Source organism: Bifidobacterium sp. SO4 (assembly GCF_018555355.1).
Classification (GTDB): domain Bacteria; phylum Actinomycetota; class Actinomycetes; order Actinomycetales; family Bifidobacteriaceae; genus Bifidobacterium; species Bifidobacterium miconisargentati.
The window spans coordinates 30,846-51,476 of record NZ_JAFEJP010000010.1; the positions used below are offsets into that span (position 1 = coordinate 30,846).

A 20,631-nucleotide genomic window follows, 5' to 3' on the forward strand; every position below is an offset into this window, starting at 1 on the left:
AGCCGGCCAACGAATGGCGAACATACGACGCCCAGGAACTCCTCCGCCGGTTCCCAACCATTCTTTGGCTGGGAACCGCCGTCGAAAACCTTTTAAGCGGCGGATTCCAGCCAAGCAATGGCGGGAAAATGACGGAACCGTTCGTATGCGACTGTCTGCTGCCATCTCTTGGCTCTCAGCCGTCACAAAAGGAAGGATCTCTACGATCGCGAAGTAACGACAGCACTCATATTTATTCAGAGCACTTCCCACGCCAATGTCGCGCAGAATCAAACCAGCCGGGAACCAGAACGAAAAATCCCACCTCAGCTCCGATGACTCAAATCATATTTGTCCAGTGGCCATACCGGAAAGTGGCTAGGCATATAAAAATAACAATCTGTTATTACCTTTGAAAAGTATGATAGGTAATCACAATATTACTATTGTACCTAAAGTTCTGTTTCTTTTTAAAGGAGGATATACCATCGATGATAATTTCCTCCACAGTTCCTTCCCTTTTCAGCCATCCTGTAATTAAATCAGGAATAGGAACTCCAGTAATATTCATAAAGCCAAGGGATCTAAGCTTTCCAACCACCTCATAGTATCCCATATTACGAAGCTTTTCAGAGGACCATGGAACCGACAATTGATAAATATCATGATATACAATATCTATATAATCATTGGGTGAAAATGTATCCCCTAAAGCAGAATAGGGCACACCGTTTATCATAATTTGGGATATACGACCAGCTTCAGCAATTCTGTCAACAGTTAAGTCGTTAACAGGAGTCGCTGTTACTTGCTTAAAACCTGACTGAGAAACTATATCAAGCACTTCTCGATAATTTCTGCCAACAAAAGCATCAAAATTACCTTGTAATGTAACCTTTCCTAGACCAAATAATGCTGCCTTTCGTTGAAAATATGAAACCCTTGATTCCCGAGGAACGGCAGCCTCTTGCCAGGCATTCACTCCTAAATAATGTTGCGCATTCTCTTCCTGCACGCTCTCCGACCTAGCACTCGCATCCGGCGGAGTCGGTGTCGCAGAGCAAGGATCCTCCCCGTTGCCCTCCTCATCCGATTCCGAATTTGCTTCGGAGAGACTTTCTTTGATTCCCTGGACCGCACCTCTCACCAAGCCGGAGACGACTTTATACAGCAAATCGTCAGTAGCCGAGCTCTGCGAGCTATTCTCATATTCTTCTTGGGAGTTATAAATTTCATCCGATGCAATATGGTTCGAATATCCGCATTGAGTACACGTCCAATAATCGTAATAATCCGCGAAACCTGTTTGTCTATTGAGCAGTGCCCTGCAACTATCGCAGTACCACATTGTACCCGGATAGATGCTTCCAGAGTATACGTCTCCGTAGAGAAGATTCCGACATGAAGCACACTTCCACGTGCTGCCGGTAGGATCAAAGCCAAACTGGTTTCCGATATCGGCGCCACAATACGGGCAATAATAATCACTCATGGGCTTCCTTGTCTTATATCACATACCCTATCAATCAATACAACAAGGCCACTGAATTGCTATGGACAATTCAGTGGCCTGCGACCAGACGAGCATGCTCTTACTTATCTGTTATACGTCGCCTTGAATGAACGAGTCTCGGATCAAATAATCCAATATCCGTCATTCAGTGAAATTCGGCGATGTGTGCGGAGACCGCCGTCTGAAGGCGAAGGCGTACGAAGGTACGTCGAGCCTGAGGAAAGGCGGTATACGCTCCATCGCCGGATTTCACTCCGGAGTAATCGAATGATGTGTGCGGCCTCTAGGCGCACCGAGGGAAGGCGTACGAAGGTACGTCGACCGAGGAGCAACGACGAGGACGCTCCATCATTCGATTACTCCCATTCGATGGTTGCCGGGGGCTTCGAAGTGCAATCCAGCACCACGCGGTTGATCTGGCGGCATTCGTTGGTGATGCGCGTGGAGATGGTGGCGAGCACGTCGTAGGGGACGCGGGCCCAGTCGGCGGTCATGGCGTCCTCGGAGGAGACGGGGCGCAGGACGATCGGCGAGCCGTAGGTGCGCTCGTCGCCCTGGACGCCGACCGAGTGGACGTCGGCGAGGAGCACGACGGGGCACTGCCAGATGTCGCGGTCGAGACCGGCCTTGGAAAGCTCCTCGCGGGCGATGGCGTCGGCCTCGCGCAGCAGGTCGAGGCGCTCCTTGGTGATCTCGCCGATGATGCGGATGCCCAGGCCCGGACCGGGGAACGGCTGGCGCCAGACGATCTCGTCGGGCAGGCCGAGCTCGGTGCCGATGGCGCGCACCTCGTCCTTGAACAGGGTACGCAGCGGCTCGATGAGCTGGAACTTGATGTCCTTGGGCAGGCCGCCCACGTTGTGGTGGGACTTGATGTTGGCCGCGCCGTCGCCGCCGCCGGACTCGACGACGTCCGGGTAGAGGGTGCCCTGCACAAGGAACTTGACTTCCTTGCCGCGGGCGCCGGCCTCTTCGAGCACCTGCTGCTGGGCCTTCTCGAAGGTGCGGATGAACTTCTCGCCGATGATCTTGCGCTTGCGCTCCGGCTCGGAGACGCCCTTCAGGGCGGTCAGGAAGTCGTCGGCCGCGTCCACGGTGATGAGCTTGATGCCGGTGGCGGCCACGAAGTCGTGCTTGACCTGCTCGACCTCGCCCTTGCGCAGCAGGCCGTGATCCACGAACACGCAGGTGAGCTGGTCGCCGATGGCCTTGTGCACGAGGGCGGCGGCCACGGCGGAGTCCACGCCGCCGGACAGGCCGCAGATCACCTCGGCGTCGCCGACCTTCTCGCGGATCTTCTTGACCTCGGTCTCGATGATGTTCGAGGCGTTCCAGTCGTTGGGCAGAGCGGCGCAACGGTGCAGGAAGTTCTCGATGAGCTGCTGGCCGAGCGGGGAGTGCTTGACCTCGGGGTGCCACTGCACGCCGTAGAGCTTGCGGGATTCGTCCGCCATGGCGGCCACCGGGGCGCCTTCGGTGTGGGCGAGCACCTCGAAGCCGGCCGGGGCCTGCTCGACGGCCACGCCGTGGCTCATCCACGTGGTCTGCTCGGCCGGGGATCCGGCGAGGATGCCCTCGGCCTCGTCCACCACCGCGGAGGTCTTTCCGTATTCGCCCAGGGCGGCCTTATCCACCTTGCCGCCGAGTTCGTAGGCCATGACCTGGAAGCCGTAGCAGATGCCGAGCACCGGGACGCCGGCCTCGAACACCTTAGTATCTATGGAGGGCGCGCCGGGCTCGAACACGGAGGCCGGGCCGCCGGAAAGGATGATCGCCTTCGGATCCTTGGCCAGGATCTCGTCGATCGGCATGGAGTGCGGCACCAACTCCGAGTACACGCCGGCCTCACGCACGCGGCGGGCGATGAGCTGGGCATACTGGGCGCCGAAGTCGACGACGAGCACAGGACCGTTTGCCATTGATATTCCCCTAACGTTCATTGGGATTTTACGTGGGTTGCAACACACCGATTATCACCGGTCAAGCAGACAAGACCGACACGCGCGGGGCATGTTCGGAATACGCACAAACTACAGGCGCGTAAGCAACAACACGCCGGTATTAACTTCGTTAAATCGAACGCGACACTCCCGGAGCCAATCCTGTTTTGGCGCTATTTTCCGCCATTTTCAGGTTCCTCGCAGGAAAAATCGATTGTGACAATCAAACCGGCAAACCGCACAAATAGTGCTATTCCCATAACATTTTCGAACACACCCGCAAGAAATCGTTCAAAAGTCGTGTTGTCCTCGTACCATGACGAGTGATTGGGAACGGAAAGCCTTGATACCGCAAGGAATCAGGGCCCGTGACCGAACAGAAATAATCAATCGCACGGATACGTGCAGGAGTACAGGAGTACACATGACGAGTCCTGTTATTGGCACCCCTTGGAAGAAGCTCAACGCTCCGGTTTCCGAGGAAGCCCTCGAAGGCGTTGACAAGTACTGGCGCGCCGCCAACTACCTTTCCATCGGCCAGATTTATCTGCGCAGCAACCCGCTGATGAAGGAGCCCTTCACCCGCGAAGATGTGAAGCACCGCCTGGTGGGTCACTGGGGAACCACCCCGGGCCTGAACTTCCTCATCGGCCACATCAACCGCTTCATCGCCGACCACGGCCAGAACACCGTGATCATCATGGGCCCGGGCCACGGCGGCCCGGCCGGTACCTCCCAGTCCTACCTGGACGGCACCTACACCGAGACCTTCCCGAAGATCACCAAGGACGAGGCTGGTCTGCAGAAGTTCTTCCGTCAGTTCTCCTACCCGGGCGGCATCCCGTCCCACTTCGCTCCGGAGACCCCGGGCTCCATCCACGAGGGTGGCGAGCTGGGTTACGCCCTGTCCCACGCCTACGGCGCCATCATGGACAACCCGTCCCTGTTCGTGCCGGCCATCGTCGGTGATGGCGAGGCCGAGACCGGCCCGCTGGCCACCGGTTGGCAGTCCAACAAGCTCGTGAACCCGCGCACCGATGGTATCGTGCTGCCGATCCTGCACCTCAACGGCTACAAGATCGCCAACCCGACCATCCTGTCCCGCATTTCCGACGAAGAGCTGCACGAGTTCTTCCACGGCATGGGCTACGAGCCGTACGAGTTCGTCGCCGGCTTCGACGATGAGGACCACATGTCCATCCACCGTCGCTTCGCCGAGCTGTGGGAGACCATCTGGGACGAGATCTGCGACATCAAGGCCACCGCTCAGACGGACAACGTCCACCGTCCGTTCTACCCGATGCTGATTTTCCGCACCCCGAAGGGCTGGACCTGCCCGAAGTACATCGACGGCAAGAAGACCGAGGGCTCCTGGCGTTCTCACCAGGTGCCGCTGGCTTCCGCCCGCGATACCGAGGCCCACTTCGAGGTCCTGAAGAACTGGCTGGAGTCCTACAAGCCGGAGGAGCTGTTCGACGAGAACGGCGCCGTCAAGGCCGACGTCACCGCCTTCATGCCGACCGGTGAGCTGCGTATCGGTGCCAACCCGAACGCCAACGGTGGTCTGATCCGCGACGACCTGAAGCTGCCGAACCTCGAGGACTACGCCGTCAAGGAAGTCGAGAAGTACGGCCACGGCTGGGGCCAGCTCGAGGCCACCCGTCGTCTCGGTGTCTACACCCGCGACATCATCAAGAACAACATGCACGACTTCCGCATCTTCGGACCGGATGAGACCGCTTCCAACCGTCTGCAGGCTTCCTACGAGGTCACCAACAAGCAGTGGGATGCCGGCTACATCTCCGACGAGGTCGACGAGCACATGCACGTCTCCGGCCAGGTCGTCGAGCAGCTGTCCGAGCACCAGATGGAAGGCTTCCTCGAGGGCTACCTGCTGACCGGTCGTCACGGCATCTGGAGCTCCTACGAGTCCTTCGTGCACGTGATCGACTCCATGCTGAACCAGCACGCCAAGTGGCTTGAGGCTACCGTCCGCGAGATTCCGTGGCGCAAGCCGATCGCCTCCATGAACCTGCTGGTCTCCTCCCACGTCTGGCGTCAGGACCACAACGGCTTCTCCCACCAGGATCCGGGTGTCACCTCCCTGCTGCTGAACAAGTGCTTCCACAACGATCACGTCATCGGCATCTACTTCGCCACCGATGCGAACATGCTGCTGGCCATCGCCGAGAAGTGCTACAAGTCCACCAACAAGATCAACGCCATCATCGCCGGCAAGCAGCCGGCCGCCACTTGGCTGTCCCTGGACGAGGCTCGCGCCGAGCTCGAGAAGGGTGCCGCCGCTTGGGATTGGGCCTCCACCGCGAAGTCCAACGATGAGGCCGAGATCGTACTTGCCGCCGCCGGCGATGTCCCGACCCAGGAGATCATGGCCGCTTCCGACAAGCTGAAGGCCATGGGCATCAAGTTCAAGGTCGTCAACGTGGTTGACCTGCTCGCTCTGCAGTCCGCCAAGGAGAACGACGAGGCCCTGTCCGACGAGGAGTTCGCCGACATCTTCACCGCCGACAAGCCGGTGCTGTTCGCGTACCACTCCTACGCTCACGACGTGCGCGGCCTGATCTACGATCGCCCGAACCACGACAACTTCAACGTCCACGGCTACGAGGAGGAGGGCTCCACCACCACCCCGTACGACATGGTTCGCGTGAACGAGATCGATCGTTACGAGCTGACCGCCGAGGCCCTGCGCATGATCGACGCCGACAAGTACGCCGACAAGATCAACGAGCTCGAGGCCTTCCGTCAGGAAGCCTTCCAGTTCGCCGTCGACAACGGCTACGATCACCCGGACTACACCGACTGGGTGTACTCCGGCCTGAACACCGCAGAGAAGGGCGCCGTCACCGCCACCGCCGCCACCGCTGGCGACAACGAGTGATTTAGCCACTCCACGGTTTAGCCTAACGGCTTAGGAAAGGGCTCGGGATTCGTCCCGAGCCCTTTTCGTATGCGTACGGGCGCTCCCCCATGGCCGCCGCTCTCCCCTGTCTCCGCCATCACGACCCTGACGTTCCATCAGCAAACGTCCCGGTGTCTTGGACGTGATCGATAACAAGGGCAAGTACAATGATGTGTGGTCCCAATCATTGTTGATCATCAAAGGAGACAGACCAAAGTGACCGTTACCCGCGTATACATCGCAAGTCCCGAAGGCGCCAATGGCCGCAACGTCGTGGCCTACGGCGTGCTCAACGCACTGACCTCGAAGTACAAGACCATCGTGTTCCGTCCGGCCGTGTCCAACCACGACGACTTCACGCCCGTCCTGCTGTCCGCCTCGAACTCGGGCCTCGGCGTGGCACTGTCCACCGGCCTCGACGTGCACAAGGTGCGTCAGGACAAGGACACCGCGCGCGGCGACATCATCGGCGCGTTCAACGACGCGATGGACGTGGCCCGAGCGGACGCCGCACTGATCGTGGGCACCGACAAGTCCCACGTGAACGACCCGACCAGTTACGAGTTCAACGCCAACGTGGCCGCCGATCTGCAAGCCGGCGTGTTCCTGGCCGTCTGCACCATCGACCGTTGGCCGCATGAGCTGGACGAGACCGTCAAGCTGTCCATCGAAGGCATGGAAGCGGCCGGCAACAAGGTGCTCGGCATCTTCGTGACCGGTTGTGAGCCGCGTCACGCCGTATCCGTCAAGGAGACGCTGGCCAAGTACGGCCTGCCTGTCTGGACGCTGCCGCAGGTGCCCTTCACCGACGAATCCACCAAGGAACTCGCCCTGGAGACCTTCCGCAAGAACGCCCCCACCGAGGAGGTGCTCGCCGCCCTCAACGTGGACATCGAGGCCCCCATCACCCCGTACGCCTTCCAGTTCGGCCTGCTCGGCAAGGCCAAGAGCAACAAGAAGACCATCGTGCTGCCCGAGGGCGAGGAGGACCGCATCATCAAGGCGGCCGACTACCTGCTCGAGCGCGAAATCGTGAACCTCATCATCGTGGGCGACAAGGACGCCATCCTGGCCCGCGGCAAGGAACTCGGCCTCAACTACCTGGAACGCGCCCGCTTCCAGGCCATGGACGACGAGAACATCCTCAAGCCCATGGTGGCCAAGCTGTGCGAGCTGCGCGCCAAGAAGGGCATGACCGAGGAGCAGGCCCGCAAGCAGCTCACGGACGCCAGCTACTTCGGCACCATGCTCGTGGTGCTCGGCTACGCCGATGGCTTGGTCTCCGGTTCCGTGAACTCCACCGCCAACACCGTGCGCCCGGCCCTGCAGGTCATCAAGACCAAGCCCGGCCAGAAGCTGGTCTCCGGCGCGTTCCTCATGTGCTTCAAGGACCATGTGGCCGTGTTCGCCGACTGCGCCATCAACCTCAACCCGGACGCCGAGCAGCTCTCCGAAATCGCCCTGCAGTCCGCCGAGACCGCCCGCGCGTTCGGCATCGACCCGAAGGTCGGCATGCTCTCGTACTCCACCCTCGGCTCCGGCAAGGGCCCGGATGTGGACGTGGTCGAGGAGGCGACGAAGCTCCTCAAGGAGAAGGCCCCGGATCTGCCGGTGGTCGGCTCCATCCAGTTCGACGCCGCCTGGTCCCCCACCGTGGCCGCCACCAAGGCCAAGGGCAACGATGTGGCCGGACACGTCAACGTGTTCGTCTTCCCGGATCTGTGCGCCGGCAACATCGCCTACAAGGCCGTGCAGCGCTCCTCCGGCGCCCTCGCCATCGGCCCGGTGCTGCAGGGCCTCAACAAGCCGGTGAACGACCTGTCCCGCGGCGCCCTGGTGCAGGACATCATCAACACGATCGCCCTGACCGCCATCGAGGCGCAGTAGCCATGAATCGGAATGCGGCTCTTCGCTCTGCGGGGAGCCGCATTTTGTAGCAAGCAACGAGTAATCTAATCAACGGTAACCCGCTTCGTTCGGCGGGACGCAACATATCACAATGGAGGATGCCCACAATGGCGAAAACCGTCCTTGTCATCAATTCCGGCTCCAGCTCGATCAAGTACCAGCTGGTGGACCTCGAATCCGGCGAAGGCCTCGCTTCCGGCCTGGTGGAGAAGATCGGCGAGCCGATCGACGGCCACTACAAGCACGAGTACAACGGCGAGAAGCATGAGCTCGAGGAGCCGATTCACGACCACGAGCAGGGTCTGAAGCGCGTGCTCGGCTTCTTCGAGGAGTACGGCCCGAAGCTGTCCGATGCGGGCATCGTGGCCGTCGGCCACCGCGTGGTGCAGGGCGGCTCTCTCTTCCCGAAGCCGGCCCTGGTCAACGACAAGACCATCAACGCCGTCAAGGATCTGGCCGTCCTCGCCCCGCTGCACAACGGCCCGGAGGCCAAGGGCGCCGAGGTCATGCGCGCCCTGCTGCCGGACGTGCCGCAGATCTTCGTCTTCGACTCCTCCTTCTTCTTCCAGCTGCCGAAGGCCGCCAGCACCTACGCGCTGAACAAGGAGATCGCCGAGCAGTACCACATCCGCCGCTACGGCGCCCACGGCACCTCCCACGAGTTCATCTCCTCCGTGGTGCCGGAAGTCGTCGGCAAGCCGGCCGAGGGCCTCAAGCAGATCGTCCTGCACATCGGCAACGGCGCTTCCGCCTCCGCCGAGGTCTCCGGCAAGCCGGTCGAGACCTCCATGGGTCTGACCCCGCTTGAGGGTCTGGTCATGGGCGGCCGTACGGGCGACATCGACCCGGCCGTGGTCTTCCACCTGATCCGCAACGCCCACATGAACGTGGACGAGCTGGATGCCCTGTTCAACAAGCGCTCCGGCATGACCGGTATGACCGGCTTCGGCGATCTGCGCGAGGTCCACCGTCTGGTGGCCGAGGGCAACGAGGACGCCAAGCTGGCCCTGGATGTCTACGTGCACCGCATCGTGAGCTACATCGGCAACTACACCTACCAGATGGGTGGCTGCGACGTGATCACCTTCACCGCCGGTGTGGGCGAGAACGACGACATCGTGCGCAAGATGGTGTGCGACAAGCTCGCTCCGTTCGGCGTCAAGCTGGACGAGGAGAAGAACGCCAAGCGTTCCAAGGAGCCGCGCATCATCTCCACCCCGGACTCCTCCGTGATCATCGCCGTGATCCCGACCAACGAGGAGCTGGCCATCGCCCGCAAGTCCGCCGCCATCGCGGAAGCCGGCGAGGACACCTACGGCAACAAGTTCGCCAAGTGAGTCTGAATCGCTGATTCATTCACGATAAGGAGGGTGTGACGATCACAACGGTCGTCACACCCTCCTTGCGTATTTGCGTATATGACGGAGTTTGTGTTTTTCTGGCTCCCCTCTCTGAGGGGAGCTGTCGTCGTAGACGACTGAGGGGAGCACCGCATCGCATTGTGCCGTAGTACTCCCCTCAGTCAGCTTCGCTGACAGCTCCCCTCGGAGAGGGGAGCCAGAAAAACACCTTGATCTCGTATCGCCATAGTCGGGAACCCGGCGCTACTCCCCCAGCGTGCCGTTCCACATGCCGACGAAATCGGGCAGGGTCTTGCGGGTGGTGGCCACGTTGATCACCTGGATACCGGGGATGCGCAGGCCGAGCATCGCGGCGAAGGTCGCCATGCGGTGATCGGCGTAGGTCTCCATGTCGGCGCCATGCAGCTCGCCGACCGGCACCGGTTCGATGCGCAGGCCGTCCGTCAGTTCCTCGGCCTTGCCGCCCACGCGGGTGATCTCATTGACCAGCGCGGCCAGACGGTTCGTCTCATGGCCACGCAGATGGCCGATACCCACCATGTCGGTCGGCGCATCGGCGAACACCAGAATTGCCGCCAGCGAAGGCGCGATCTCCCCCGCTGCGGTCAGATCGAACGTGCCAAGCCCATGCACGGTGCCGTCGCCGGTCACCTCGCAGTAGCGCACGCCACCAATCTCCGGGAACGAGACCTTGGCTCCCATGTGTTCCAGATATCCCGGCAGCAGGCCACCGGGCTGGGTCGTTTCGACCGGCCAATGCGGCACACGCACGGTCCCGCCGGCGATGAGGGCCGCACCCAGGAACGGCGCAGCGTTCGACAGGTCGGGTTCGACCGTGACCTTATCCGGCAGCTGCAGGGCGCGCGATTCGACCGTCCACATGCGTGCGGATTCATCGGCCTCGATGGCGCCGCCGGCACCGGTCACATCGGCCACGGTCATGCGGATGTGCGGCAGGCTCGGGGTCTTCTCCCCCGTGTGCCGCAGCACGAGACCACCCGGCAGACGGGAGCCGATGAGCAGCAGTCCGGAGATGAACTGGGAGGAACCGGACGAGTCGATGCTCACCTCGGCTTGGGCTCCCGGCAGACTTGCGGGCGGCGTGATGGTGAACGGCAGACGTCCCACCTCGCCGCGATACTCCACAGTGGCACCCAGCTGTTCCAGACCGTCGAGCACCGGCTTCATCGGACGGGCGTAGGCCTGCTCGTCGCCATCGAAACGGACCGGGCCGTCGGCGAACAGAGCAAGACCGGGCACGAAACGCATCACTGTGCCGGCCAAACCGCAGAACAGGTCGACGTTGCCATGGAAACGACCGCTGGCGGGCGGCGTCACCGTCACCGTGGTATCGATCTGGGGATCCACCTCGCAGCGGACGCCCAGGGCTTCAAGCGCCCCCATCATGAGGTCGGTGTCACGCGAGCGCAGCAAGCCGACCAACGTGACCGGTCGGGAGCCGAGCGCGGCGAGGATAAGGTAGCGGTTCGAGAGCGATTTGCTGCCGGGCACGGTCACCGTGGCGTCCAGCGGCTTGTCGGCGAGCGGTGCCGGCCAAAGATTCGATTGTTCGGTCATACCGCCAATCTATCAGGATTGCCCGGCGGAAACGGTGTTTTGCTCAAGTCGGTCCGGTCCGAACCTGTCTGGCTTCACGCTCAAGACGCGGCCAGGCTCCGGTAGCCGACCGCAGCCCGTCCATCGCTGTGCGACGGCTCTCTCCAGTGGCATCACAGGACACGCCATGCCATGTGCCCCATCCGTGTCATCCCAAGGATGACACGGCCGCTATGGGCTCGACGGACACCTGCATATGCTGGAGGCAGGCGATTGCTGCGAGGAAGGAGCCCGTCATGGCCAAGCCGCACATTGATGCCACACGACGGCGACGGGGCATCATCCGAATCGCCGGGCTGTTGGGAATGATGACCGTATGTCTCGCGCTTGCCGCATGCGGTCCCGGCGGGGGCACGAACGCACAGCAGGCCGGGATTGACGGAAGCACGCCGACATTCTCCGGCCCATACGCCGACGATTTCAGTACGGAATACGAACAGGCACCGACCGATCTGACACGTGACATACTCCGTGACGGCACAATCACCGAAGCGGAAATCCAAGAACTGTATGCCGACCTCAACCGCTGCCTCCAACCGTACGGGCTGCAGTCGGACTATTCCCCGGACGGCGGTGAGACCATGACGAAGTTCCGCGGCTCGCTGTCCGACGAGGAGGAGAGCAAGGTCTGGAAGAACTGTCAGTCCCGGACCGGCGCGATGCGCATAGCCGGCCTATACTCACGCACGCGGAACAATCCCTCCAATCAGGATGACGAAGCCCTCGACCGAGATATCTACCGGTGTTTCGTCAAGCACGATCTGTTGCCAGAGCCGATCAGCGAGGACGAATACGTCCGCTCCTTCACGGTGGGGACCGGCGCGACGCAGGACGAGCTGACCCAGGCCATGCAACGCTGGAACGCCTTCTTCGCCGACTATATGGAATTCCTGCCCGACGGCAATCCCAATCCCGACTATGACAAATCGGGTGCCCGGCAGTTCTGGGATTGCAATACGGATCCCGAGCGTCAGTGACACGCGGGACTGATCGGGTCCCTTTCCGCATGGGAAGACCGTTACCGTATCCGTTTGATTTTCCGGTTCGTGGACGATGGGGTTGCATTGTCTCATGAATCATCTCATGAAGTGGCGCGATTTGACTCCGACGCGAATCCCGGATAAAGTGCCTATCCGTTGTCCTAAACGACACCTGCCCGGGTGGCGGAATGGTAGACGCGCTAGCTTGAGGTGCTAGTGCCTATTTTATACAGGCGTACGGGTTCAAGTCCCGTCTCGGGCACTATCGAAACCCCGCATTCGTGCGGGGTTTCGTCGTATTTGCCATCGCCGATGAATGGCTGCCGCGCCGTTCATATCTTGCATTCCAAAACCCATAGTGGTCGCAGAGTGGGTATGCTGTCAGTGTTTTCCGGCCAGCGTCCGACTGGGACCCGGAATCATCAATCAGCAAGGAGGGGACCATGGCCATTACGTTCACCGAAGAGCGACACTTCACCAAGGAGCAGGCAAGGGATCTGTTCCGTTCGGTCGGATGGGTGTCCGCACAATACCCCGAGCGCCTGTATCAGGCGCTTATGGGATCGTCCACCGTGATCTCCGCATGGGACGGCGACCGACTGGTCGGCCTGGTGCGCGCCCTGGATGACGGTTCGATGCTCACCTACGTGCATTACGTGCTGGTCGACCCGGAATATCAGGGCAATGGCATCGCCGGCCATATGATCGAGATGCTCAAGGACAAATACCGCGACTACTTCTATATTGAGGTCATGCCCGAGGAAAGCAAGAACGCATCGTTCTACGAGGGACACGGCTTCCATGTGATGGACGACGGCGTGGCCATGCAGATCGTCAACCCCGATTGGTGAGCCAACCCTTCGCGTCGCGTCATGCCAGACACCGGACTCCCCGGCCATTCGTACGTATCGAGCACATGATTTTCGGAAGCCATAGTCTTCAGCCATGTACCCGATTAGTGCCCGATACGCAGAACGGCGGAATCCCAAGGTCCAAAACCCCTGGAATTCCGCCGTTTCTGTCGGGCTAGCCGGATTTGAACCGGCGACATCCTGCTGTATGAGGTGGGTTTTTGCGTTGCTTTGCGTTAGCATGCGTTGACCACCTTTTTGGCTTGTTTCCAACGTTTTGTGGCTATTATAGCGTTGCGTTGGGACGCGATGTTTTGCGTAGGTTCGCGTAGCCATGTACCCCGAATGTACCCCGTAGAATAGGTGCGTGGATACTGTTTTCAGCGAGGATTTCCAGAGGGCAACGGCTGTACTTGAGATTCTTCGTCCCGAAGGAGACACGATTGTTCTGTCTGGGGATCGGCATGTGCCGCCGAATGTCCTCTTGTGTGATCCCACCTCTATCCGAATTGGAAAACGTGAGGATTTCTTCCTGGCCCGCATCAGCTATCACCTGCAGCCGAAGCATTTAGCGGAGGGTGCCGTCTTGACCTGCCGTAAGAGACCCTTTGCGGAAATTCGCGATGAACGACTGATGACATTGGCCAGGATGAGTCGTCGAGCTGGCATCGGTCTATTGATTGAGTGCGCGCTTTCGCTGGGTTATCATCATGAAACTTGCCCGTGACCGATTCGACATTCAGCGGGCGGATGGCGTGGTTCTGCTGCGTCCGTCCGATACGGAGCTTGATGAGCTGATTAGGGTTTTCCGGTTGCATGAGAGTTGGCCGGTGCCCGTAGAGTGTCTGGCGGAGGAGTTCTTCTGCGAGAGACGATTTAAGTTATTGTCCGCCAAGCCGGAGTCGATCAGCGTGTCTTACGCGGATTCTAGGCATGTTCCTCCTCCTTTTTTCGAGAACCGGTTGTTCTGGTCGGGACAATGATTTTTTGAAGGCCGTTTGGCCCGAACCTGGAGTACGGCGCGTGCCCGTCATCGAGATTCGCACGCCACGGGAGAATCATCTCATCATGGCTGTCCGTCCGGGACAGGCATCCCTTTTCGCCTTCCTGAATATCCATTTGAATGACATGTTGCAAGCTGTATATATGAGTATGAAGCCGGCGGGTTCGCGTAGACGGACACATTCGCTGGTGCTATCTCCGCTGGCAGTCAGACAGCATTGAGACCTTCGGCAAGTCCTGCCTGCATAGATGGGTTTTGTCCGGAGATCGTCCATCGCCGATACGGTTCCTAGCTCCTGCCGTTCGGTTTTGGGCCGGTTTCCGGGCGTTCTTTTTTTCTGCATGTTTCTGCATTTAAGCGTTGCTTTTCTCGTGTTGAGGAAAAACTCACGCGCATAGACGGGCTCCGAAAGGTTCAATACGATCAAAGGAGCTAACTATGACTCAGACGGTCATCAAGCTGTTGACTTATGACGATCCTAAGAAGGGGCCCGCCCCTTGGAACGTCGAGACCGGCCTTACGAAGGTCACGCAGTCCTTCGAACTGGGCAAGGACGTCGAGACCGGTGCGATCATCGCGACGCCTCTGACGGGCATGCTGGCGGGGCAGGCGGCGCCGCTCGATGCCGTGTTGCCCGACTGGGTCAAGCTACATTGCATGGCGGAAACCGGGCGGGCGATCAGCATCACCCAGGTGAACGAAATCATCGCCCAGTGCCAGGCCTGGGCCGTGCTGCGCGGTGATTGGAGGAAGGTGGCCCGCCGCGCATGGCGCGACGGGTCGCGGCTCGTGATCGATTTCGGGCCGGTGCCGTCCGATGACGGGAACCTGAATCCGAATCTGGTCGAGAACCGGTATGTCATCGTCGAGGACGGCGCATGGCGCATGGTCAGCCGTCCGCCCAAAGGCGTCGCCTTCTATCGCGGCGCCCAGTTCGCGCCGCTGCCCACACCGGTTGCGGACGCGACGTGGCAGGATGCGTTCCCGTTGTTCCGGCATATGCCGGTTGAGGAGTCGGTGGTCCCGCTGCTGATGGCCTACACGGCGGCGATCTGGGCTCTGTCCAACACCCAGCTTCCGCTGCTGCTGGCCACCGGCAAGCCGGGCCAAGGCAAATCTTGGATCGGCGACACGATCCTGTGGCTGACCGATCCGGTGTCGACCGCGTCTCCGGACAAAGAGGGTTCACCTGGCATCCAGATGCCGAAGAAGGAAGACGACTTGGCCGTGGCCGGCTCCGATGTGCTCCTGCTGTACGTGGACAACATGAGTAAGATCACCAAGTCCATGAGCGATATCATCACGGCTCTGGCAACCGGACGTATCTGGAAGAAGAGGGAGCTCTACACGAACAAGGGCACTAGCGTCACCAGTTTGCAGCATCCTGCCATACTCAACGGCGTCAATCCGACCGGCTTCGAACCGGATGTCGCCCGACGCACGATCCATATCGAGGCGGTCGACCCGATTCCGCCCGACGACCGGCAGACTGGGGAAAGCATGGCGGAGTGGCGTGCCCGCCAGCTGCCGGCCGCCGTCGGCGGAATCCTGGATCTCGCCGCGGGGGCGTTGGCCATCCTGCCCACCATTCAGGAGGCCGGTGGCACGTTCACCGATTGGCGGCGCTGGTTGCGCGCCTGCGACCGGTACATGGACACGAACGCGTACGACGTGTACGAGCAGCTGCTGCGGAACGAGGTTTCCGATGCGGCCCTCGACAACGTCGTCGGACGCACGATGCTCGCCAAGGCTGATCTGTTCCGGGGAATGACCGTGACGCTGTCCGCCAGCGAGCTGTACGAGCGGCTTCGGATGTTCATGGATTCCTCGGACGCCCGGAAGCTGGCGTCGCCGCAGGCGTTCGGCCGTGAACTGTCCATGGTCGCGGACTCGCTGACGCGTCGTGGCTGGATCGTCGAATCGTCCCGCACCAGCACCAAGCGTGGCTGGACCATCCAGGCTCCGGACGGGGACGATCCCGAGCAGCTGGTGGCCCCGTTCCCGCGGATGGACGACTGATCGATCATGACCGATTCGATCTTCGGTAGCTGGTGGTACCCGTACTACAACGCCGGGTGGCACCAGCTGACCCTTCTTCCCCACCACGGTAAGAGGCCACCTGAAGAGCGTTTCACGGGGTATTCCCAAGTGCCTCATGACGAAATCGATTACGACCGCCGGGCGGCCATGGAGAAGTATCTCGGCTACAGCATGAACTTCGGGCTGGTGATGCCGGCGGAGGTCATCTGTCTGGATGTCGATTCGCCCGACGGTCATACGCGGAAGGAGGATGGCGCGCCTGCCCTGGCGGCCAAGGAGCGGGAGCTTGGTGCTTTGCCTCCCACGTGGACCTCGGGTCATGGCAATCCGGGCAGTCCTTACCGGCACCGGTTCTTCCGCGTGCCGCCTGACATCCCGTTGCACGCGATTTGCGAGGGCGTGGATCTCATCAGGCGCACGCACCGGTTCGTCGTCGCACCCCCGAGCATCCACCCATCCGGCGAGGTGTATTACTGGCTCCGGCCGGACGGCAGCAGGGCCGACCCCGGCGAGATCCCCTCGCCGAACGACTTCCCGATGCTGCCACCGGCATGGATCGAGGCGATGCGGAACCCCGTCACCGATACCGGTCCGGAGAAAGACCGCAAGCCCACCAGCGGCCCTGCGACTGCTGCTGCTTCCGGACCCGTGTTCACGCCTACTCGGCGCTCACTTGGGCGCACTTGCAGAGCATGCGCGACCGTGGTCAAGAAATGGGAGAAAAACCCGACATACGGCGACCAATCCTGTCGTCATGACGGCACCCTCAAGGCGGTGAGAACCCTCGCGTTCCTGGATGCCGGAGGACACGTCGGCGCGGTCGCGGCAGCCAAGGAGATCATAGCCGAATATCCACGGGTCATCTCCGATAGGGCATCCAGCGACGAGGCCACGGCCGAGGCCAGGAGCATGTACCGGTGGGCATGGGAACACGTGCCGGAACATGCCGGCATCCTGGTGGATCCCTGCCTGACATGGCGGTTCCGGAATAGTCTGAACCCCGATTGGGACGAGGTCCTGGCCACGGCGGAGACTGAGGCAGCCTCGGACATGCCTCACCGGCCTGTCAGGCCGGCATTGGACGGGCGGACGGCGAATCTGGCGCGCGCTGGTTTGGACGACTATGACGCAATCCTACTGGCGAACATCATCAGGCACGGCAGGCCGGCTCCGGTGCCGGTTTCTGCGGGGTTGCGGGAGATCTGGGAACATGGCGGTGAGATGGCCGCCGGGCGAATCAGTCGCCTGCACAAGCGACTTGAGGAGATTCGCCAGGGCAAGGATCTCGAATCCGTTATCGGATAGCATCCAAGTCGGGCCTCTTCCGTTGATCGGAGGAGGCCCGATTCCTCCTTGTGACGTCAATGACATAATGACATGCCATTTGGCGCTTCCGTCTTCTTCTTCCGAGGGCTACTACCATTAACTTCTTCAACAGAGAAGAAGTGTGGAGGCATGTCATTCCCGTCATTCGTCATGGACCGTATTGAGCAGATCAAGAGCAAGAGGAATCTCGCCGGTTTCCACGAGGCCGAGTACATGCGCAAGCAGGTTTGGCGCCTGCCGGAGTTCCCGGTATTGGGCGGCCGGCATGTCGATGACATCCTGACCTCCGATGGTGGCCTCGATGATTTCCTGATCGGTCCGCTCGCGAGTGGGCATGAGTTCCCCGCGAAGCTTGCGGCTCCATGTCACCGATCGGCGGCCGTGGGTGGCCGCGACGTATTCCAGCCATAAGCGTCTGGCCGTTCCGGGGCCGAGCTGGTCGATGGTCTCCTGGTCGAGGAGCTGAAATGGGGAGAGGCTGGCTTTGCGCCCGCGCTTGGCGTCCATGCGCATGAGTTCGGCACTTATACCGTCCGACGACTTGGAGAGGTATGAGGCGACCTGCTCCGGCGTAGTGGCAACCGGCAGGCAGGTCACGCCATGACGTCTCGATATCGGACGTCCGCCATCCCGTGACAACAACCCGGACCATAATTCACGGATCTCCCGGCCCAGCCCATTGACGTCGGCGTCCGGATCCTCCAGAAACAGCAAGGCATGAATATGAGCATGCCATCCATGGCTTAGATTCCAGGTGATTTCGGTGGAACGGACCCAATGCCGGATGCCATAGACCTGTTTGAGGGTTCGCCACTTCTGGCTCGCTCCCAGTTCACGCCAACCGGATTGGACCCGATCCAGACCGACTTCCAGGGGCTCGCTGATGGTATGGGGCCGGGTCACCGTCAAAAAAGCAAGGCCATGACCCTGCTCCGTCCATGCCGTCACGACCTGCCGAAGTTCCCCTGCTCGGTGGGCCCGGATGATCGTGGAACATATGCTGCACGCCCATGGCGAACAGCAATGCTCCAGATTCCTGAAACCGGCCTTGCCGTCGACGAGTTGGACGACCGGCATGCCGATGGGCCAACCGCATCTCGCGATCCGATCCGGCTTGACGAACCCTGTCACGCCCTCATCCTGAGCGTGCAGGAGCGCCTCACCGATCAGCCAACCGCTGCTCCGGAGACGCCGTTCCCATTGTCGTTGCCTCCATCGCCTGCGGCTCTCCCATGTCTCCCGCGGCGTCCGCTCGACATCCCTGTCCTGTTGCATGCGCTACATCTATGCGCGGATGGCGCGCACGCAATCGGGCGAGCTCCTCGTCGCTCATGGGCGTCGGCGTACGGAAACGCAGGACCCGTCCGGTATCGGCATCGAACATGTACCCAGTACCCGGCTGTCGAATTCCGATGAGCCAGCAGGCGGCGCCCGCCCGGATGGCAGTGTCTCCTAACGCCATGCCGGTCTCCTCGCGGCTGTTGAGCCGCAGACCCAGACGCACGGGGCACCGGTCCCTCAACGACAGGCTCTCCTTCCGGGGATCCTGGGAGGCCAGCACCGCCGTGAAGCCAAGCGCGCGCCCCAGACGGAGTATCCTATCAAGAAGATTTCTGGCTTCCTCTTGCAGCTGCTTCAAGGCCTTGTCCGTGGCTCCCGTGAGTTCGGCGGCCTCATCCACGATAACGAGAATCATCGGCATGTCCCGGGAGGTCTCGGTCTGGTTCCTGTAACCGTCAAGCAGGATCCGCGCCCTACGGTCCATCTCATCATTGAGCGTCCGCAGCAGCTCCACGGTCTGTTCCAAGGTGGATGCGACCTGCCTAATATATCCCCCGTACCGGTTCAACTCTATTCCCTGTTTCAGGTCGATGCCGTAAATGACCGCTTCGCCGCTGGTCACGTATGCCTCCAGGTTCGTCAGAATACCGCCGATCAGGGCCGATTTCCCGGCTCCCGTGACCCCGATCACGGCGAGATGCTGTCCCGGGGTGAGGTTGATCCATCTCCGGTGAAGCACGTCATAAAAACATAGGGGCGATTCGGCATCGCCCCTATGTAGCAGCTTGTCAAGCAGCCTCACCGTGACAGCTCCCAATACCTGACGCCCTGGGATACCCAGGTCTCCACGCCGTCCATATCATAGGTATCGCGAAGCTGCCGCCCCAACTCGGCGGCCTGCTCCTCGTCGCGCACATGCGCGACCTCCCTCACCGGCGCCCGCACATGGATGCTGCGTGGCCTGCCGAACGTCACCGGCAGATGCAGCCAGCCATACGTCACCCAGATCCGCGCTATGTGCGACCTGCCACCGGTGATCGCAGCAATCGTATGCCACATATCATCGGTGATCAACGCCAAACGAACGACACCGGCAGCGGCGACCAGCAGCAGCACGAAGCACAGGACAGGCACCAGATTACCCGGCACCATCAGCCATTCGAGTAACCCATTCATGTTGAACCCCCTCCGGAGTAATCGGATGATCCGGCACTCAATATGTCCGAATCATCTGATCAGTTCCCTCAACTACTTAACGGCGAACGGCTTAACGGCCGGGCTTTCCGGCTTCGGCGTTTCGCCATGCTTGGCCACCTGCTCGGCCTTGGCGGCTTCCTGGTCGATTCGGATGGCATCGGCTTCCAGTTTGATCACGAGACGGCCAACCTGATTGACACGCGAACGAACCGTCAGATTGTCAAGCACGACCGGCGTCAGCTGCGCCATTTCGATGGGATCCTCGCTGGGAATCTCGATTTCCATCACCTCGGGCCTGTCGTTCGGCGGGGTGACCAGCACGCTGCACCGACGAACCGGCACACCATCCCGCTTCATGACCTCTCCGTCGTACTCCACGGTTTCCGTGGAAACGAGCTTCTTCTCGCCGAGCTGGCGTTGATCGATCGGATAACGATACATCGTCAACATCCTTTCTCTATCACATTCGGTATTTCCGAACACTCGTCTCCTATGCCCGAATCCTCCCGCTGAAGTTACGCTCATATGACCTTGACATCCTTCAATTGACGACGTATCTATTGAAGACTCGCCTTTGAACTGCTCTTCGACTTCAACATTGGGATGCAGGCGGATGTGGGAGACACCCAGTATCCGCTTTAGGTCATACGCATTGCATATACGAGGAGGGTTGCATCCTAGTACGGATGCAGCCCTCCTGATGTTCTTCCGG

At 60.6% G+C, this 20,631-nt stretch carries 15 protein-coding genes and 1 tRNA gene; 9 read left to right on the plus strand and 7 right to left on the minus strand.

Translation table 11 applies throughout. The annotated features are described in order from the left end of the window. Window positions 1-385: 385 nt before the first annotated feature. A complete protein-coding gene (locus JS536_RS07600) occupies window positions 386-1,471 on the minus strand; it encodes a hypothetical protein (RefSeq protein WP_214356445.1) in 1,086 nt (361 codons plus the stop codon). A 377-nt stretch (window positions 1,472-1,848) separates the two neighbouring features. Further along, the gene (guaA, locus tag JS536_RS07605) at window positions 1,849-3,411 is read right to left on the minus strand and encodes a glutamine-hydrolyzing GMP synthase (protein WP_214303575.1); all 1,563 of its coding nucleotides are present in this window, start codon (window positions 3,409-3,411) and stop codon (window positions 1,849-1,851) included. A 445-nt stretch (window positions 3,412-3,856) separates the two neighbouring features. Between guaA and JS536_RS07610 the strand changes: the two genes are divergently transcribed. From JS536_RS07610 to JS536_RS07620, 3 genes are all read left to right on the plus strand, one after another. Beyond that, complete coding sequence (locus JS536_RS07610; protein WP_109056723.1) at window positions 3,857-6,334, plus strand: phosphoketolase; 2,478 nt, start codon at window positions 3,857-3,859, stop codon at window positions 6,332-6,334. A 237-nt stretch (window positions 6,335-6,571) separates the two neighbouring features. Further along, on the plus strand, window positions 6,572-8,242 hold the full coding sequence (gene pta, locus JS536_RS07615) for a phosphate acetyltransferase (RefSeq protein WP_214356446.1): 1,671 nt from the start codon (window positions 6,572-6,574) through the stop codon (window positions 8,240-8,242). A gap of 128 nt (window positions 8,243-8,370) precedes the next feature. Then, window positions 8,371-9,600, plus strand: a complete 1,230-nt coding sequence (locus tag JS536_RS07620) for an acetate kinase (RefSeq protein ID WP_214303578.1) — start codon at window positions 8,371-8,373, stop codon at window positions 9,598-9,600. Window positions 9,601-9,867: 267 nt separating this feature from the next. Here JS536_RS07620 and aroA read toward each other — a convergent pair whose 3' ends face one another. Next, the gene (gene aroA, locus JS536_RS07625) at window positions 9,868-11,202 is read right to left on the minus strand and encodes a 3-phosphoshikimate 1-carboxyvinyltransferase (RefSeq protein WP_214356447.1); all 1,335 of its coding nucleotides are present in this window, start codon (window positions 11,200-11,202) and stop codon (window positions 9,868-9,870) included. A 275-nt stretch (window positions 11,203-11,477) separates the two neighbouring features. Here aroA and JS536_RS07630 point away from each other — a divergent pair, with 275 nt between their 5' ends. The 6 genes from JS536_RS07630 (at window position 11,478) to JS536_RS07655 (ending at window position 17,420) form a co-directional block, all read left to right on the plus strand. Beyond that, entirely contained in the window at window positions 11,478-12,218 is a 741-nt protein-coding gene (locus tag JS536_RS07630) for a hypothetical protein (RefSeq protein WP_214356448.1), read from the plus strand. Window positions 12,219-12,395: 177 nt separating this feature from the next. Beyond that, a tRNA-Leu gene (locus tag JS536_RS07635) sits at window positions 12,396-12,483 on the plus strand. Between the two features lie 181 nt (window positions 12,484-12,664). Beyond that, the gene (locus tag JS536_RS07640; protein WP_214356449.1) at window positions 12,665-13,072 is read left to right on the plus strand and encodes a GNAT family N-acetyltransferase; all 408 of its coding nucleotides are present in this window, start codon (window positions 12,665-12,667) and stop codon (window positions 13,070-13,072) included. Between the two features lie 367 nt (window positions 13,073-13,439). Further along, a complete protein-coding gene (locus tag JS536_RS07645; RefSeq protein WP_214356450.1) occupies window positions 13,440-13,799 on the plus strand; it encodes a hypothetical protein in 360 nt (119 codons plus the stop codon). Between the two features lie 714 nt (window positions 13,800-14,513). After that, window positions 14,514-16,094 carry a hypothetical protein gene (locus JS536_RS07650; protein ID WP_214356451.1) on the plus strand — a complete coding sequence of 527 codons (1,581 nt, stop codon included), beginning with the start codon at window positions 14,514-14,516 and terminating at the stop codon, window positions 16,092-16,094. A 6-nt stretch (window positions 16,095-16,100) separates the two neighbouring features. Beyond that, window positions 16,101-17,420 carry a bifunctional DNA primase/polymerase gene (locus JS536_RS07655; RefSeq protein WP_214356452.1) on the plus strand — a complete coding sequence of 440 codons (1,320 nt, stop codon included), beginning with the start codon at window positions 16,101-16,103 and terminating at the stop codon, window positions 17,418-17,420. 162 nt (window positions 17,421-17,582) lie between these two features. Here JS536_RS07655 and JS536_RS07660 read toward each other — a convergent pair whose 3' ends face one another. The 4 genes from JS536_RS07660 to JS536_RS07675 form a co-directional block, all read right to left on the minus strand. Next, complete coding sequence (locus tag JS536_RS07660; RefSeq protein ID WP_214356453.1) at window positions 17,583-18,572, minus strand: protein rep; 990 nt, start codon at window positions 18,570-18,572, stop codon at window positions 17,583-17,585. A gap of 28 nt (window positions 18,573-18,600) precedes the next feature. Next, complete coding sequence (locus tag JS536_RS07665) at window positions 18,601-19,539, minus strand: FtsK/SpoIIIE domain-containing protein (RefSeq protein WP_214356454.1); 939 nt, start codon at window positions 19,537-19,539, stop codon at window positions 18,601-18,603. Next, the gene (locus JS536_RS07670; RefSeq protein ID WP_214356455.1) at window positions 19,521-19,898 is read right to left on the minus strand and encodes a hypothetical protein; all 378 of its coding nucleotides are present in this window, start codon (window positions 19,896-19,898) and stop codon (window positions 19,521-19,523) included. Before JS536_RS07670 ends, JS536_RS07665 begins: the two co-directional genes overlap by 19 nt. Before the next feature lie 72 nt (window positions 19,899-19,970). After that, on the minus strand, window positions 19,971-20,402 hold the full coding sequence (locus tag JS536_RS07675; protein WP_214356456.1) for a hypothetical protein: 432 nt from the start codon (window positions 20,400-20,402) through the stop codon (window positions 19,971-19,973). Between the last annotated feature and the right edge of the window lie 229 nt (window positions 20,403-20,631).

Bases quoted from the DNA above. Each gene is read 5' to 3' on its own strand.
- guaA (WP_214303575.1), bottom strand. From the start codon at position 3,411: ATGGCAAACGGTCCTGTGCTCGTCGTCGACTTCGGCGCCCAGTATGCC.
- JS536_RS07620 (WP_214303578.1), top strand. From the start codon at position 8,371: ATGGCGAAAACCGTCCTTGTCATCAATTCCGGCTCCAGCTCGATCAAG.
- JS536_RS07630 (WP_214356448.1), top strand. From the start codon at position 11,478: ATGGCCAAGCCGCACATTGATGCCACACGACGGCGACGGGGCATCATC.
- JS536_RS07655 (WP_214356452.1), top strand. From the start codon at position 16,101: ATGACCGATTCGATCTTCGGTAGCTGGTGGTACCCGTACTACAACGCC.
- JS536_RS07640 (WP_214356449.1), top strand. From the start codon at position 12,665: ATGGCCATTACGTTCACCGAAGAGCGACACTTCACCAAGGAGCAGGCA.
- aroA (WP_214356447.1), bottom strand. From the start codon at position 11,202: ATGACCGAACAATCGAATCTTTGGCCGGCACCGCTCGCCGACAAGCCG.
- JS536_RS07600 (WP_214356445.1), bottom strand. From the start codon at position 1,471: ATGAGTGATTATTATTGCCCGTATTGTGGCGCCGATATCGGAAACCAG.
- JS536_RS07610 (WP_109056723.1), top strand. From the start codon at position 3,857: ATGACGAGTCCTGTTATTGGCACCCCTTGGAAGAAGCTCAACGCTCCG.
- JS536_RS07670 (WP_214356455.1), bottom strand. From the start codon at position 19,898: ATGAATGGGTTACTCGAATGGCTGATGGTGCCGGGTAATCTGGTGCCT.
- JS536_RS07650 (WP_214356451.1), top strand. From the start codon at position 14,514: ATGACTCAGACGGTCATCAAGCTGTTGACTTATGACGATCCTAAGAAG.